The organism is Actinomadura kijaniata NBRC 14229 (genome assembly GCF_001552175.1).
Classification (GTDB): Bacteria; Actinomycetota; Actinomycetes; order Streptosporangiales; family Streptosporangiaceae; genus Spirillospora; species Spirillospora kijaniata.
In genome coordinates this window covers 38,250-52,750 of record NZ_BCQR01000021.1, presented here as the reverse complement: position 1 = coordinate 52,750, position 14,501 = coordinate 38,250, and the positions used below count along the sequence as shown (strand labels likewise).

At 72.6% G+C, this 14,501-nt stretch carries 17 protein-coding genes; 10 read left to right on the top strand and 7 right to left on the bottom strand.

Annotated features, from left to right (window positions below; translation table 11 throughout):
• The first annotated feature begins 25 nt into the window (after window positions 1-25).
• From AKI01S_RS08115 to AKI01S_RS08090, 6 genes are all read left to right on the top strand, one after another.
• Window positions 26-346: a WXG100 family type VII secretion target gene (locus tag AKI01S_RS08115; protein WP_083999156.1), complete on the top strand. Its 321-nt coding sequence runs from the start codon at window positions 26-28 to the stop codon at window positions 344-346.
• Window positions 347-398: 52 nt separating this feature from the next.
• On the top strand, window positions 399-686 hold the full coding sequence (locus AKI01S_RS08110; RefSeq protein ID WP_083999154.1) for a WXG100 family type VII secretion target: 288 nt from the start codon (window positions 399-401) through the stop codon (window positions 684-686).
• Between the two features lie 176 nt (window positions 687-862).
• The gene (locus tag AKI01S_RS08105) at window positions 863-1,237 is read left to right on the top strand and encodes a hypothetical protein (protein ID WP_067813490.1); all 375 of its coding nucleotides are present in this window, start codon (window positions 863-865) and stop codon (window positions 1,235-1,237) included.
• A gap of 32 nt (window positions 1,238-1,269) precedes the next feature.
• Window positions 1,270-2,484, top strand: a complete 1,215-nt coding sequence (locus tag AKI01S_RS52630) for a hypothetical protein (protein WP_067813488.1) — start codon at window positions 1,270-1,272, stop codon at window positions 2,482-2,484.
• A 100-nt stretch (window positions 2,485-2,584) separates the two neighbouring features.
• Window positions 2,585-3,922, top strand: coding sequence for a S8 family serine peptidase (locus AKI01S_RS08095; RefSeq protein WP_067813486.1), 1,338 nt, complete (start codon window positions 2,585-2,587; stop codon window positions 3,920-3,922).
• A 219-nt stretch (window positions 3,923-4,141) separates the two neighbouring features.
• Window positions 4,142-4,846, top strand: a complete 705-nt coding sequence (locus AKI01S_RS08090; protein ID WP_218009601.1) for a hypothetical protein — start codon at window positions 4,142-4,144, stop codon at window positions 4,844-4,846.
• On the opposite strand, the gene AKI01S_RS08085 is transcribed toward AKI01S_RS08090, so the two are convergent.
• Window positions 4,833-5,663, bottom strand: coding sequence for a class I SAM-dependent methyltransferase (locus tag AKI01S_RS08085; RefSeq protein WP_067813482.1), 831 nt, complete (start codon window positions 5,661-5,663; stop codon window positions 4,833-4,835). The two genes, AKI01S_RS08090 and AKI01S_RS08085, sit on opposite strands and share 14 nt — an antisense overlap.
• A gap of 69 nt (window positions 5,664-5,732) precedes the next feature.
• Here AKI01S_RS08085 and AKI01S_RS08080 point away from each other — a divergent pair, with 69 nt between their 5' ends.
• Window positions 5,733-6,332: a TetR/AcrR family transcriptional regulator gene (locus AKI01S_RS08080; protein WP_067813480.1), complete on the top strand. Its 600-nt coding sequence runs from the start codon at window positions 5,733-5,735 to the stop codon at window positions 6,330-6,332.
• Window positions 6,333-6,381: 49 nt separating this feature from the next.
• Here the strand turns inward: AKI01S_RS08080 and AKI01S_RS08075 are convergent, their stop codons facing one another.
• Window positions 6,382-7,158, bottom strand: coding sequence for a hypothetical protein (locus tag AKI01S_RS08075; protein WP_157419720.1), 777 nt, complete (start codon window positions 7,156-7,158; stop codon window positions 6,382-6,384).
• 1,240 nt (window positions 7,159-8,398) lie between these two features.
• Between AKI01S_RS08075 and AKI01S_RS08070 the strand changes: the two genes are divergently transcribed.
• The 3 genes from AKI01S_RS08070 to AKI01S_RS08060 all read left to right on the top strand — a co-directional run bounded on the left by AKI01S_RS08070 (window position 8,399) and on the right by AKI01S_RS08060 (window position 11,146).
• Complete coding sequence (locus AKI01S_RS08070; protein ID WP_245681525.1) at window positions 8,399-9,607, top strand: MinD/ParA family ATP-binding protein; 1,209 nt, start codon at window positions 8,399-8,401, stop codon at window positions 9,605-9,607.
• A complete protein-coding gene (locus tag AKI01S_RS08065) occupies window positions 9,604-10,050 on the top strand; it encodes a hypothetical protein (protein ID WP_067813473.1) in 447 nt (148 codons plus the stop codon). The genes AKI01S_RS08070 and AKI01S_RS08065 overlap by 4 nt, the downstream gene beginning before the upstream one ends.
• Window positions 10,051-10,288: 238 nt before the next feature.
• The gene (locus AKI01S_RS08060; RefSeq protein WP_083999144.1) at window positions 10,289-11,146 is read left to right on the top strand and encodes an immunity 49 family protein; all 858 of its coding nucleotides are present in this window, start codon (window positions 10,289-10,291) and stop codon (window positions 11,144-11,146) included.
• Between the two features lie 54 nt (window positions 11,147-11,200).
• On the opposite strand, the gene AKI01S_RS08055 is transcribed toward AKI01S_RS08060, so the two are convergent.
• The 5 genes from AKI01S_RS08055 to AKI01S_RS48960 form a co-directional block, all read right to left on the bottom strand.
• Entirely contained in the window at window positions 11,201-11,614 is a 414-nt protein-coding gene (locus AKI01S_RS08055) for a hypothetical protein (protein ID WP_067813471.1), read from the bottom strand.
• An 11-nt stretch (window positions 11,615-11,625) separates the two neighbouring features.
• Entirely contained in the window at window positions 11,626-12,891 is a 1,266-nt protein-coding gene (locus AKI01S_RS08050; RefSeq protein ID WP_157419718.1) for a hypothetical protein, read from the bottom strand.
• A gap of 9 nt (window positions 12,892-12,900) precedes the next feature.
• Window positions 12,901-13,308, bottom strand: coding sequence for a hypothetical protein (locus AKI01S_RS08045; RefSeq protein ID WP_067813467.1), 408 nt, complete (start codon window positions 13,306-13,308; stop codon window positions 12,901-12,903).
• A gap of 250 nt (window positions 13,309-13,558) precedes the next feature.
• Entirely contained in the window at window positions 13,559-14,014 is a 456-nt protein-coding gene (locus tag AKI01S_RS08040; protein WP_083999142.1) for a TY-Chap domain-containing protein, read from the bottom strand.
• Window positions 14,014-14,496 (bottom strand): DUF6301 family protein, encoded by a 483-nt coding sequence (locus AKI01S_RS48960; protein WP_083999140.1) that lies wholly within the window; start codon window positions 14,494-14,496, stop codon window positions 14,014-14,016. Before AKI01S_RS48960 ends, AKI01S_RS08040 begins: the two co-directional genes overlap by 1 nt.
• Window positions 14,497-14,501 lie beyond the last annotated feature (5 nt).

Here is a 14,501-nt window from a genome sequence, read left to right as displayed (position 1 = left end):
CACGACGAGTCACTGGAGGTGACGGATGACGCAGCAGTCCGCCGTCGACAGAGCGGCAATGAAGCAGGCCGCGGAGGACATTGACGCTTCCGCGAACATCATCAAGGGCCTGCAGACGCAGCTCGAAAGTCACAAGCAGCAGGTCCGCTCGGCCTGGGAGGGCAACGCCTCCATGGCCTTCGAGACGGTGTTCAACCGTTTCAACGAGGACTTCACCAAGGTGCTGCGGGCGCTGGAGGGCATGCACCAGAGCCTGGTCCAGACCAAGATCACCTACGAGTCCAAGGAAGAGATGTCCGAGCAGGCCGTGAACAAGGTTCAGGCCCTGCTCAACGGCCGCACCTGATCCGGCGACCTTCCGACGACCCGGTGAACCAGGCTGGACAAAGGAGAGACACATGAGCTACATGAGGGCAAACTTCGGCGGTCTGACCGAGGGGGAGGCCCAGTTCACCCAGGCGGCGCGCGCGCTCATGGACGAGCTGAGCGACCTTGAGGGCAAGCTCAAGACCAAGCTGAACCAGTGGGAGGGCGGTGCGCAGGAGGCGTACTGGCGCTTCCAGAAGGACTGGGACACCGCCGCCAAGGACATGCAGACCGTCGTGGCGCAGCTCGGTGTCGCCATCCGCGACGCCCACGACAACTACCAGGCGGCTGAGCGCGCCAACACCGGCATCTGGGGCTGACGCCCCTTTCCAGGGTGCTGGAGGTAGCGGAACGGGCCTTGGTCGGCGCGACCGACCGGGGCCCGTTCCACTCGACGGTCCCGCATCCCGGATCCGGTCGTCACCGTGCCGTCTCGTCTTCTCGGACGGCCGAACAGTTGTTGAGTCGGCATCGGCCGACAGGAGGTTGAGCAGACATGGCACCCCCCGAGCGTCCCCGTAGCCTGCCCGACGCGGGCAAGGAGATCAAGGTTGACCACGACAAGCTGAAGGACCTGGCCGACCAGCTCCAGAAGGACCTGGACGACCTGCGCAACCAGAAGCTGGTCGAGGCGTTGGAGGACCACGCCAAGCCGGGCCAGAAGGCGATCGGCAACTACAACGCCGGTCAGGGCCTGAACATGACGGTCAACACCGCGCAGAACGCCATTGGCAACACCTACGACCAGTTCCTCCAGTCGTACCAGAAGGTCATCGACGCGCTGCGCCGGTCGAACCAGACCCACCGCGACGCCGACGACAACGCCAAGAAGGCCGCCAACAACGTCGGCGGCAAGCGTTACGCGACCTGACGGGCACGGAGAACTTGAGAGGGGTGCGCTAGGTGACCACAGGTCAGAGCAACAACGTCACGATCCGCAACGGCCAGATCCACGGCGACAACCAGGGCATCGGCGGCTGGAACTCGCTGAAGATCTGGGAGGACCAGTTCGCGAAGCTCCAGCAGATCGTCGACGGCATGGAGCCGGACAAGGTCCGCACGGCGGGTAACACGTACGGCAACCTGTCCCGGCGTATCAACACCACGGCCGACCTGCTGTACAAGAAGGCCTACCAGATCATCGAGGTCTGGGGCGGCGAGGACGCCCAGGCCGCGATGAAGGAGATGAACACGGCCTACCGGCAGGCCAACGAGATCTACAACAAGAGCCACAAGACCAGCCAGGCGCTGACCAGCCACGCCTCCCAGCAGGAGGGCTGGAAGCAGGCGTGGGGTTCGCAGAGCTCCACCGCCAAGTGGGTCCAGGAGGTCGTGGACTGGTCCAAGCTCGTCCCCCCGGCGGCGGTGGGCTCGTTCCTCGGCCGCAACATGGGCGCGGGCGACGCCATGGAGCGGATCAACAACGGCACCACGGCGACCAACGACAACTTCCCCGACGACATCCGCCAGCAGATGCCGAACCCGAGCGTCCGGGATCCTGACCTTCCCGGGCCGACGGACCCGGGCGGGAAGCCGCCCGGCTCGCCGAAGATGCCGGGTGGGGGCGCCCCTCCCGGTGGCCCGCCTGGCGGTCCGAACGGTCCGGGTGGCACTCCGGAGCCCCCGAAGATGCCGGACCCCAACGGTCCGAACGGGCCCAACGGTCCCCACGGCCCGAACGACCCGCCCAAGTTCCCGAACGACCCGAACGGCCCCGGCGGCCCGAACGGACCTGGTGGTCCCAACGGCCCGAACATGCCCAAGGGCCCGGGTGGCGACCTGTCGAGCATGCCTCCGGGCGGCCCCGGCGGTGGCCCCCCTGGTGGTCCCGGCGGCATGCCTCCGGGTGGCCCCGGGGGCATGCCTCCAGGCGGTCCCGGTGGCGTGCCGGGTGGTCCCGGCGGCATGCCCGGCGGCGGCTTCGGCGCCTTCCCGGGTGCCGGCGGGTTCGGCAAGAACGGCGGGGCCGGCATGGGCATGGGCATGGGAATGCCCATGGGCGCGGGCGCCGGTGGCCCCGGCGGCCAGGAGAACGAGCACGAGCGTTCCACCTGGCTGACCGAGGACGAGGACGTCTGGGGCGGTAACGACGAAACCGCGCCCCCGGTCATCGGCTGACGCCGGATCCGGTGACGCGGGAACGGTACGGATGGGTCAGGGATAGCCTGACCCGTCCGTACCGTGAGCGAGGTTTGTCGCGATGAGCGAGGAGTGTCGGATGCGACGCTGGAGCCGGGCAGTCGTTCGGTCGACATTGGCCCTGGCCGTTCTGGGGGCGGTGGCCTCACCCGGTGCCGCTGCGGCGGATTCCAGGCCGTTGCCGGAGCAGTGGTGGTTCTCCACCTGGGGCGTCAACGACAAGCTCTGGCCCAAGGCCAAGGGGCAGGGCGTCACGGTGGCGGTCAGCGACACCGGCGTTCAGGGGGACATCCCTGACATGTCGGGTGCGGTGCTTCCGGGGACCGACCTGGAGACCGGCAGTGGCGACGGTCGCACCGACAAGAACTCCAGCTTCGGAGAGCCCGGCCACGGAACGCACATGGCCTCGCTCATCGCCTCGCAGGGCAAGAGCACCCGCTTCCTGGGGGTCGCGCCGGAAGCCAAGATCTTGCCGATCGTCGCGCAGACGGGTCCCTCCATCGCGAAGGGGATCCGCTACGCCGCCGACCGTGGCGCGAAGGTGATCAACCTGTCGCAGGCGCTTCCCGGCGCGTGCCCGACCGATATGCAGGAAGCGATTCACCACGCCCTGGGCAGGGACGCCGTGATCATCGCGGGCGCGGGTAACGACGGGCATGCCTCCAACCCGTCGATGTATCCCGCCAACTGCAGGGGCGTTCTCTCCGTCGGAGCCGTGGACCCGCAGTTCCGTCCCTGGCAGAAGACGGAGAAGCAGCCTTACGTGAAGGTCGCGGCGCCGGGAGTCCAGGTGGGCGGGCTCGATCCCGAGGGCAAGATCGTGCGCAACTTCAGCGGGACCAGCCAGGCGTCGGCGTTGACCGCCGGCATGGTCGCGCTCATCCGGTCCAGGTACCCGGAGATGAAGAACCGCGAGGTCGTCCGCCAGCTCATCGCCTCCGCGCTGGACGTCGACGCCAGGGGCAAGGACGACCGGACCGGCTACGGCATCATCCGTCCCAACCGGATCTTCATCGGCGACGTGCCGAAGACCTCGGCGAACCCGGTGTTCGACGAGTACGACCGGTGGGCCGCGAACCACAAGCCGGACGCCGAGAAGCCGCTGAAGGAGATCGAGACCCCGATCGCCTGGGACGCCGTCGCCTACCTGGGCGGCCTCGGTGGCGCGGCCGTGATCGCCGTGGCCGTCGTCGGATTCATGGCGATGCGCAAGAAGCGCCAGGGGCCGCGGCCCGCCACCGGGCCCGGCCAGGGGATGCCCCCGGCCGGTTTCGGCGGTGCTCCCTATCCTCCGCAGGGCGGGCAGCAGTACCCGCCGCAACCAGGGCAGTTCCCGCAGCAGCCGCAGACTCCGCAGGGCGCGCCGCAGGCCCCTCCGCCCGGACGGCCGCAGTTCCATCCGCCGCAGGACCGGTGACCAAGGGAACGGCCTGGGAGAAGGCCATCCGGTACGCCGTCGACAGCGGGGTCGGGGTCATCAACATCCCGTAGGGCTACGACGGCATCTGTGGCCTGCTCCAGGACGACGTCCACCACGCGTCGCGCAAGGACGCCGCCTTCGTCCTCAGCGGTCAGATGGAGGCGGGCGTCGGGGTGTGGCCGAAGCGGTCCGGCGGGTCCCTGAGAATGTTTCATCGTGATACGTGCTGGTGAGGAGTTGACCGTCGTCCGGCGGAAGCAGCCCTGGGGATACGAACTGCTGGACGGCGGGCAGCGGAGGGTCGCCTCCTGCGTGCCGACCGAGGGCGGGCGGCGGAGCCTGTGGCAGAAGGTCATGAGCGGCCATGACGGGCCTCCCTACGGAGACCCGACCGTGCCGCGCGACACCGCGCGGGTCGTGCTGGAGGTGCGGGACGGCGAGGGGCGGCCGATGTTCTTTTTGGAACGTGCCGAAGCCCGTCCCAAGGCCGATCCCCGGTCGGTCATGCCGGGCCAGCATCCCGCCCAGGCCGCGAACGACCCGCTGGAGTGGGACCGGTTCGCCGTCGTCACCGGCGCGAACGGGGAGCGGCTCGGCGCGGTGGAGCGCACGGACGCCCCGCTCTTCCCCGGTGGCCCCGCCCCCACGCTCACGCTGACCAGCAGGCGGACCTACGAGATGGTCGGGCAAGGTGGACGCGTCGTCGCCCGGGCCGCCGCCGAGCCCGTCGAGGCCGGCGTGAACGTGCGGGGCGGCCGCTTCTTCGAGATCGTGAACCCCGTCGGCGCGCGGGTCGCGCTGCTGGAGGGCACGGTCGCCGGTTACCTGGACCGGCGCGCGAAGCTCGTGTTCGAGCTGGACGTCCGTCCGGAGACGGCGCCGCTCGTCCTCGCGTTCCCGTTCGCGCTCAAGCTGGTCTGACCGGGGCGTCGGCGCGGGTCGCGGCGATCGTCACCGTCGTGTAGTCCATCGTGAAACCGCCGCCCGCCGCGTCGATGACCTCGCCGACGCCCGCCAGGAGCTCCCGCAGCTTCTCGGGGCCGAGCTGGCCGGCGAAGCCGCTCGTGGGGATCTGGTCCAGCCACTCGTCGCGGGTGTAGGAACGCCGCCAGCCGAACTCCCACCGCTCCGGGGCGCCGAACGCGTTCGTCCGGCGGATCCCGTCGGCCGCCTTGTCCAGCAGCGCCGTGTACGCCTGCGCGGACGCGGCCGTCTGCTGGAGCATCGGCAGCTCGGGCACCACCCGGCGCGCGACCTCGGCGAACGCCTCCGCGATCTCGGGGGAGGGGACGCCCACGTTCCAGAACGCCGCCAGCAGGCCGCCCGGCCGCAGCGCGTGGGCCGCCCGGGCCGCGCCCGCCGCCGGGTCGATCCAGTGCCAGGTCTGGCCGGAGACGACCGCGTCGAACGTCCGGCCGGCGGGGTCCCAGGACTCGAACGCCGCGACCTCCACCTCCAGCCCGTCCCGGCGCGCCCAGTCCGCCATGCGCGGGTCGACCTCGACGCCGAGCACCCGGCAGCCGGCCGCCCGGAGTTGCCGGGCGACGATGCCGGTGCCGCATCCGACGTCGAGCACGTCGGGTCCGGGGGCGGTGGCGACGAGCCGTTCCAGCAGGGCGTCGGGGTAGCGGGGGCGGGCGCGGTCGTAGCGCTCGGGGTCCGAGCCGAACGACTCCGCCCACTGCCGGGCCTGGTGCGGTTCGGAGGGCAGGGAACGTCCCGATCGCGAAGTGGGCATGCGCCCACTCTAGTGGGCAACTGCCCACTCGTCGATAGTGGAGGTCTACGGAAGGCGAGGGGGAGTGCGGTGCCGACAGGGGTGGCCATCCGGGACGTGCGTCAGCAGCTGTTCGCCGCGGCCGAGCGCGTTCTGCTCCGGGACGGCCCGAGCGGGCTGACCAGCCGGGCGGTCACGACCGAGGCGGGCTGCGCCAAGGGCGTCCTGCACCGGCACTTCGCCGACTTCGACGCCTTCCTGGCCGAACTCGTGCTGGACCGCATCGCCCGCGTCGAGGACCGGGCCGCGTTCCTGCGCGCCACCGCCGGGACCGGAACCGTCGTCGACAACCTCACCGGGGCGCTCACCGAGCTGTTCGGGTCGGTCGTCGTGGCGGTCGTCGGGCTCGTCATCTCCCGGGACGGCCTGCGCGCCCGGCTGCGCGAGGTCCGGCCGACCGGCATCCCGCTGGTGACCGAGGCCGCCGAGATGATCGCCTCCTACCTCGCCCGGGAACGCGAGCTCGGCCGGATCGCCGCCGACGCCGACATCGACGTGCTCGCCCCCACGCTGATCGGGGGTGGGCACCTCATGTTCGCCGACCGGACGGGCGAGCCGCCGGAACCCGCTGCCGTGCGCCGGGCCGTGCACGCGGTCCTCGCCGGTGTCCTGCGCGAACCGCGCGCCTGAACGGCGAGGGCCCCGGCCGGGACGGCCGGGGCCCTGGCGGGAAAGGGGCTCAGCCCTTCCAGACCATCACGTTGGCGATCTCGCGGCCGAGCTCGCCCGCGGTCGTGAAGACCAGGCCGGTCCGGCTGCCGGGGTCGGTGCCGTTGGCGTTGTAGCCCTGGGCGTAGACGACGTACTGGCCCTGCGCCCAGCTGCGGTTCCAGACGCTCGGCTGGCGGGGCAGCGCGGGCAGGCCGCTGCCGGTCGGAGGCAGCAGGACCGTGGGGTTCGCGCCGCGGCTGGTGGCGTTGTTGACCGAGACGGCGGTGGTCGAGTCGGCGAACTTCAGCACCGACACCACCACGACGATCGTGCGCGAGGAGTTGGTGTAGAGCGCCGACGACATGTCGTCCACGCAGGAGTTGCCGCGCAGCGCCGTCACCAGGTCGGAGTCGGCGCGGCTGATGCAGCTGCCGGTGCGGATCGTTCCCGCGCGCGTGAACGTGCTGCCCGCCGCCGTGCTGACGATCGGCTTGAGCACCGAGTCCATCGCGGTCGTGGAGGTGCTCGGGCTGTAGGAGGGGGTGGTCAGCGGGGGCGGCAGCACCCGGCGGCGTTCACCGTCGTCGCCGCCGATCACGACGAACGCGCCGATCGCGACCAGCGCCAGCACCACCACCGCGCCGACGAGCAGCAACGGGACCAGCGGACCGCTGCCGCTGGGCGGTGGGGGCGGCGGCGGGAAACCGGGCTGGCCGGGGGGCGGGCCGTACGGCTGCCCCGGCGGGGGCGGGAAACCGGGCTGACCAGGGGGCGGGTTCTGGCCCGGCCACTGAGGAGGGTTCATGGCTTCTCCAGGCCGTGATGGGGGCTTTTGTGAGACAGGTTTGGAAAGGGTAGCGGCGTCACGACGGTGAGGGATGACACTGGTGTGCGATAGGTGAGACGCGGCGGAGCCGTCCGGCGTTCTGCCGAACGACCGGAATTTTGCTCGATGTCACGGTTTGGTGCGAGAGCGGCGGACGGTGCGCGAGTTCCCCGAAGTCTCGTAGGCTGGCGGAGGAGAGAGGAGGCAGGTGACCGACTCGGGTTGGCAGCAGGGCGTGCTGCGTGATCTCGGTGTTTCCCAACGCGGGTTCGCGGCCCTCAACACCATGGCGGCGGCCCCGGCGCAGGGCGCATGGGGAGCGGAAACCGCGCCGCCGCCACCGCCTCCACCCCCGCCGTTCGCCGGAGTCACGGGGGCAGCACCCGCCCCGATGCCGTCCGCCGCGCCCGTTCCGGAGGCGCCGCGGCATGCCGAGCCCCCGCCTCCGCCCGCGATGCCGGACTTCTCCGGCCCGCAGCCACCCGCGCCCCCGCCGATGCCCGAACCCGTCGCGCTGACGCCGGACGCGTCCGGACCGTTCGCGCCCCCCGCGCCCCCGATGCCGGACACGTCCGCCGCCCAGGGAACGGACACGTCCGGCCCGCAGTTCCCGCCTCCGCCGCCGATGCCGGGCACGGAGCCCGCCGCGCAGGACGCCTCGGGCCCGCAGGCCCCGGTGCCGCCACCCATGCCCGCGATGCCGGGCATGGACCCCGCCCGGCAGGATGCTTCAGGTCCGCAGTTCCCCGGCCCGCCTGCACCGCCGCCCATGCCGGGGCTGCCGGATGCGCAGGAGCCTTCGGGCCCGCAGTTCGCGGAGCCGCCCGCGCCACCGCCGGGCATGGAGCCCGCCCAGCAGGATGCTTCAGGGCCGCAGTTCCCCGGCCCGCCCGCGCCTCCTCCCATGCCGGGACTCCCGGATGCCCAGGAGCCTTCGGGCCCGCAGTTCGCCGAGCCGCCCACCCCACCGCCGGGCATGGAGCCCGCCCGGCAGGATGCTTCAGGGCCGCAGTTCCCGGGTCCGCCTGCGCCGCCGCCCATGCCCGCGATGCCGGGCACGCAGGACGCGTCGGCTCCGCAGTTCGCCGCGCCGCCTGCCCCGCCGCCGATGCCGGGGACCGAGGCGGCTCAACAGCAGGATGCTTCGGGGCCGCAGTTTCCAGGCCCGCCTGCACCGCCACCTATGCCTGGGTTGCCGGATGCGCAGGAGCCTTCGGATGTGCAGTTCCCGGGGCCGCCCGCGCCGCCGCCGATGCCGGGTATGGAGCCCGCCTCGCAGGACGCTTTCGGGGCGCAGTTCGCCGCGCCGCCCGCGCCTCCGTCCATGCCGGGCATGGAGCCCGTTCCCCAGCAGGACGGGGACGCCTCGGGGGCGCAGTTCGCCGTGCCGATGGCCGATCCGCCCGCCACGGGGGCGTTCGGGGCGTCGCTCGCGTTCGGGACGATCATCGGCACGGAGGACGACGGGGCCGGCGCCGAGCAGGCCGCGCACCAGCAGTCGCAGCAGGCCGCGCCCCAGCACCCGCAGGGGCACGTGCACGCGCAGGAGCTCATGCGCCGGGACCAGCACGGCGATCCGCTGATGCGGAGGGTCGGGCGCGGGGTGCGCAAGGCCGTCGGCGGGTCGTCGGCGGACCTGAAGCTGCAGAGCGACTTCGCCGACCTCATGGCGCGGCCCGTGTCGGGGTACCGGCAGATCGCCGTCGCCAGCGTGCGGGGTGGCGCGGGCAAGACGACCATGTCCGCGTTGATCGCGACCGAGCTGGCGCGGGCGCGCGGCGACCGGGTGCTGGCCGCCGACGCCGACGCCGAGCTCGGGTCGCTTCCGCTGCGGCTGGGCGTGCTGCCGGAACGGTCGCTGTTCGACCTGGCCGAGTACAACCCCCGGTCGTTCGAGGAGGCCGCGCAGTTCCTGTCGCGGACCCCCGACGGGCTGTGGGTGCTGTCGTCCACGCGCGGCGGGCGGATCGCCGGGGAGTTCGCGCTGGACACGTTCCAGAACGCGCTCGGCAAGGTCACCCGGTACGTGTCGTCGGTCATCGTGGACTGCGGCGCGGGCATCCTCACCGAGGTCAACCGCGGCGTCCTCACCCACTCGCACGGGCTGGTGCTGGTCACCCCCGCGACCGTGGACGGGGCGCTGAGCGCCAAGGGCGCGCTGGAGTGGTTCGCCGCCAACCAGCAGCAGGCGTTGATCACGCGGACCGTCGTCGCGATGGTCGCGCACGCCCCGCAGGTCGGCGCGGACCTGGACAAGGCCCAGCAGATGCTGACCGCCTGGGGCGTGCCGGTGGTCCTGGTGCCCTACGACCGGCACGCGGGCGCCGGCGGCCCGCTGGACATGGCCAAGGTCGGGGTGGCCACCCGGACGGCGGTCATCCGGATCGTCCACGAGGTCTTCGCGCGTTCGCTGGGGGCGGGCCGATGAGCTGTGATTTCGTCGCCCTGGTGCGGCGGCGTCCCGACGTGCACGCCGTCGCCGACGGGCTGATCGCGATGGGCGAGCAGCTCGGGCTGCGCGGTGGCGAGCCCGGGCCGTCGCTGCTGTACGACGCGCAGGGGCGGCTGCTGGTGGCGATCGAGCCGCCGGTGCAGGTGTCGGTGCAGAGCGAGATCGGGCGGCTGCTGGGCCCGGAGTTCGCGGCGCGGGTCGCCGTCCCGGTGTGGTGGGTGGACGTCCGCGCCATCGCCGACCTGCCCGACGCCGAACGGGTGGCGCGCCGCTTCGCCGAGGCGCTCGCGCACTGGACGGGCGGCACGTTCCACCCCGACGGCGCGCCCGACGTCCCGGCGCTGAGTTGGAAGGCCGCCGAGATGGCCGAACCGGAGGCCGAACCCTCCGGTTTCCCCGGCGGGGTCATCGGCGGCTGAACGCCGGATGTGATGTGCGTCTCGTCAGGAATGAGAGGGCCTTTCCCGGGTAAAGGGCGCGCGGGGTCGGATATGGAGAAAGGGCCCGTCCCGGGGGAGTGCGGGACGGGCCCTGTCCGTCGCACCGGTCCGTCGCCGATAGGTTGTTGCCCGTCCGCCGGGGGTCACCCGCCGACAGCGGACTCCGTGGTCCACGCAGCGCGGAACGCCCATTGGCTCTGAGTCGGAGGAGAGAACGGTGCGGACGGTTCAGCGGCACGAGATCGACGCGGAGTTCGCCGCCCGGCAGGCCGAGGAACTCCACGACACGGTCGTGAACTGGGCGCTGATCGATCTGGACAAGGCCCCCGCGCAGATGAACGAGGTCCAGTACCTCACCCGCTCGGTGTGGGGGTACCGGCTGGCCGGGGACGCCCCGGCGGCCCTGGCGGAGACGTGGCGGAGCACGGTGCTGGCCATGCAGGCCGGGGCGGCGGCGTTCCAGGCGGCGACCCGGCCCGCGGGCACGGTCGTGGAGTGCCGCTTCGGCACCGAGACGCTGCCGGTGCGGTCGGAGGGGCCGAGCTTCTGGACGACCGGCGGCGAGTGGTTGAACGCGTGCTACCTGGCGCTGGTGTGCCGGGAGAAGGAACGCCTCGACTTCCTGAACTCGGTGTCGCCGGACTTCCTGCGGGACTCGGCCGCGGGCGGGAGCGCGGCGCCGTACCTGTACCCGTGGATCCAGGCGTTGCAGGCGTTGTGGCGCGGCCGGGAGGACTGCCAGGAGCACCTGTACGCGGCCGTGGAGGCGATCGACCCGCAGGGCGGTCGGGACCGGGCGAACCTGATCGCCTTCCCGGCGATGCGGGTGTTCGAGGCGGTGATCGCCGAGGACGGCGCGGCGTTCAACGACGCCCTGTTCGAGGGGCTGGAGTGGCACCGCGAGCACTGGACGCGGGACGGGGAGCGGCGCCGGTCCCCCGAGGGGTTCGTGGCGTTGCCGCTGCTGGCGCTCGCCTGCCTGGCGACGGACCTGGGGATTCCGGTCGAGGTGGAGTCGGAGTATCTCCCCGGGCACCTGGTGAGGGGCGAGTGGGTGGGCGAGTTCCCCACCTGAGGGCGCGGACCGCACCCGACGGCCTCACCGCGTGCGCGGTGAGGCCGTCGCCGTTCAGGAGGCGGCGATGGAGCGGAGGACGCTCAGGGTGGAGGCGGTGGAGCGGGGGTTCGGGACCACGCGGCCGTAGTGCGAGGCGTCGGGGTCCAGCGGCAGGGGGGTACGGGCGAAGAAGTCCAGCAGCTCCCCGGCGGGGACGCCCCGGGCACGGGCGGCGCGCAGGTCCCGGACCCAGGCGACCGACTCGTTGGCCGCGTGGTCGCCGCCGTCGGCGCGGCGGACGAACCCGGCGGCGTCCCGGGTGGAGGAGGCCCACAGGTAGCCCAGCGGGCCGTGCCGGTCGGAGACGACCTCCAGGTAGTCCACCGGCCCCTCGGCGTCGGAGGGGTAGGACTCGATCGCGGGGCCGGCCAGCCGGAAGTGGACGTCCTCGTTGGCGCGGGCGGCGGGCTGTGGCTCGGTGCTCATATGTTCCCTGGTCAGACGGGTGGATGGCGGAGGACGCCGTGCATGGTCAGCGTCGTGAGCGCCCAGGGGACCGCCTCCCCGGCCGTGGGCGGGACCCGGTGGCCGTTGGCGCGGATGTGCTCCAGGAGCCCGGGCTCGGGGGTGATGCCGTGGTGCTGGAGGTGGTGGGCGACCGCCTCGGACCAGATCCAGACGCCGTCGGTGCGGTGGACGTCCGGGACGCGTTCGGGGCGGTCCGGCGCGAACGCGTCGGGGGCGAAACCGCCGTCGAAGACGACCGGCGCGCCGCGCAGGTAGCGCAGTACCGCGTCGCGTTCCTCCGGCGACAGCCCGGGGCGCCGCCACGCCTCCAGGTCGTCCGGGCGCGGGGGGCGGGCCAGCGGCATCGACTGCTGGTACCGCCCGGCCCAGTCGGCCAGCGCGCGCAGGCTCGGCGCCTGCTCGACGGCCGGCAGCGGCGTTCCGGCCTGGGAGTCCTCCGGCATGGCCGCGCAGCGTTCCAGGACCTCGGCCGGGGGGACGCCCTGCTCGAACAGCTCCCGCAGGCGCAGCCGCCAGGCCCCCCGGGCGACCTGCCCGGCCAGGGCGGCGTCGGCGCGTTCCACGAACGACGCGGCGTCCTCCGAGGCCCACACGTATCCCAGGTGCAGGTCGCCCTGGACGGCGGTGAGGTAGCGGACCGGGCCGTCGCCGGGGGTCTCGGGGTAGCCGGGCGGCAGCCGCATCTCCAGCGGGCCCCAGCCGTGCGAGCGGTCCACCGGTGTCCCGTCGGGGAACTCGCCGTCCAGGGGCAGCATCGCGTCCAGGACCGGGTCGACCAGGGACGGGTCGACCGCCTCCCACAGCTCGGTCGTGCTCGACGCGTACTGCTCGACGGCGTCGGCCGGGACCGCGCCGCCCTCGGGGTGCTCGGGCGCGCCGATCCAGGACCGGATCGCCTGGAGGGCGGGGACGCCGCGTCCGGCGGAGTCGGCGAGCCGGTCGCTCCACGTCTCGGGGGCCTTCAGGGCGTGGTCCACCGCGTCGGGGAACCGCACGAAACCCGCGGCGTCGGTGACCACGCCCGCCCACAGGTAGCCGATGTGCCGTTCGCGCAGCACCACCGGCAGGTAGGCGACCGGTTTGCGGGTGGCGTACGCGTAGGACGGCCGGCGCCCGCCCTCCTCCTCGCCCTCGTCGCCGGGCGGCGGGAAGGGCGGCGCGAACTCCTCACCGCCGTCGTCGGGGAGCGGCGGCACGCCACCGGACGGGGGAAGGGGAGGCGGGGTCTGGTTCATGCACGGGCCTCAGGAGAAGTCGGGTGAGGAGGTGATGGTGGCGACGGCGGCCCGGCGCGCGTCCTCGCCGACCTCCGGGAGCCGGAAGGCGTTGCGGCCGATGTGGTTGACCAGCTCGGGTTCGGGCGGGACGCCGTGCGCGGACAGGTAGTAGGAGACCGCGCCGGGCCAGATCCAGGCGCCGTCGGTGTGGAAGGTCAGCGGCACGCGAGGGGTGCGCTCGGGATCGAGGACGTCCTCGTCGTAGCTGCGGGCGGCCAGCACGATCGGCGCCTCGTCCAGGTAGCGCAGGACCGCCTCCCGGAACTCCTCGGGCACCTGCGGCCGCCGCACGGCGGGAGACCCGTCGGGGTTCACCGCGTCGAACAGCCGGGCCATGCGCAGGCCGCTGCCGTCGCCGGAGGGAGACTGTGTCATGACGGATTTCTCTCCTTCTCTCGCCTCGCGGGAGTCTAGTGGCGGCCCGGCCCCGTGAATCACCAGGTTATTGAGGTGTCGCCGGTGGCCGGTCCCCACGCCGGCCGGGTCCGGCGCGCTCGCGGAGCCGGTCGGACGGGACGTCCTCGGGCGGCTCTCCCGCGCTTGACGATCTCTTCGGCGGGCCGTCCCGGCGTCGCACGGCTGAACGGGGAGAAGCCGCTCGCCCGTGGCTGAGGACGTCGGGGCGTCAGGGGCGGTCGCCGCGCGGTAGTCGCAGGTGAGGGAGTTCGAGGGGGGAGTTCCCCTCTCGCTCGTTCCAGGCGTCGTAGGCCCAGGGGCTTTGGTCGCTCGCCCCGTAGCCGTCCCGGAGCGCGGTCACGACCATCTCCGACAGCTCTCGGTACCGGTCCGGCGGTGAGGGCCACGGAAGCGAGTACCACCAGATGTCGTGCCCCTCCCGGACCTCCGGCGCGCGCCACCCGGCCCGCCTGATCAGCTCTTCGCCGTCGGGGGTCGCCCGCACCTCCGGGACCAGGAACTCGTTGGTGACGATCTCGGCGCTCAGCCGGTCCTCGTCCTGGGCGAACTGGGCGAACCGGAAGTGCCCGGTCTCCTTGCCGGCCTCGTAGACGACCACCAGCGCCCCCGCGGGAAGGTCGGCGAGTTCCTCCGCCAGGGCGGCGGAGAAATGAGCCCAGTCCATCAGTGCCCGCCCTCTCCTCGACGGTCGTCCTCGTCCAGATAGTCGTTCCGCGCCATGAGCAGCTTGAGGTTGACCGTGGTCCGGGTGAGCCCGATCGTGTACTCCCCGCCGCGCCAGCGCACCTGAGGAGAGGGACCCGGGCGTTTCAGGGTCGGTTCGCCGAGGGCCCGCGTCATCACCCCGAGAACGTGCGCGAAGCGGTCGCGGAGCCACGCGCGATCGGGCTCCGAGTTCCGGTCGACACGCGATGTCACCGACAGCCTGAGGGCGTCGACGACGCCGTTCCCGTCGGCGTCGATGAGCCCCGAGCCCGGGCCGAGGCCGGTGTCCAGTTCGACGACCGTTTCGCTCTGGTATTCCACGGTCCATTCGAAACGGCGCGGCAGTTCCGTGGCCCTGTCCATTGGCAGTGGCCACTCCAGGGCGCGGAGCCCGGCCAACAGGTCAAGGATTTCCTGGTCGTCGAGAACCCGCCTGGTCATGCCGT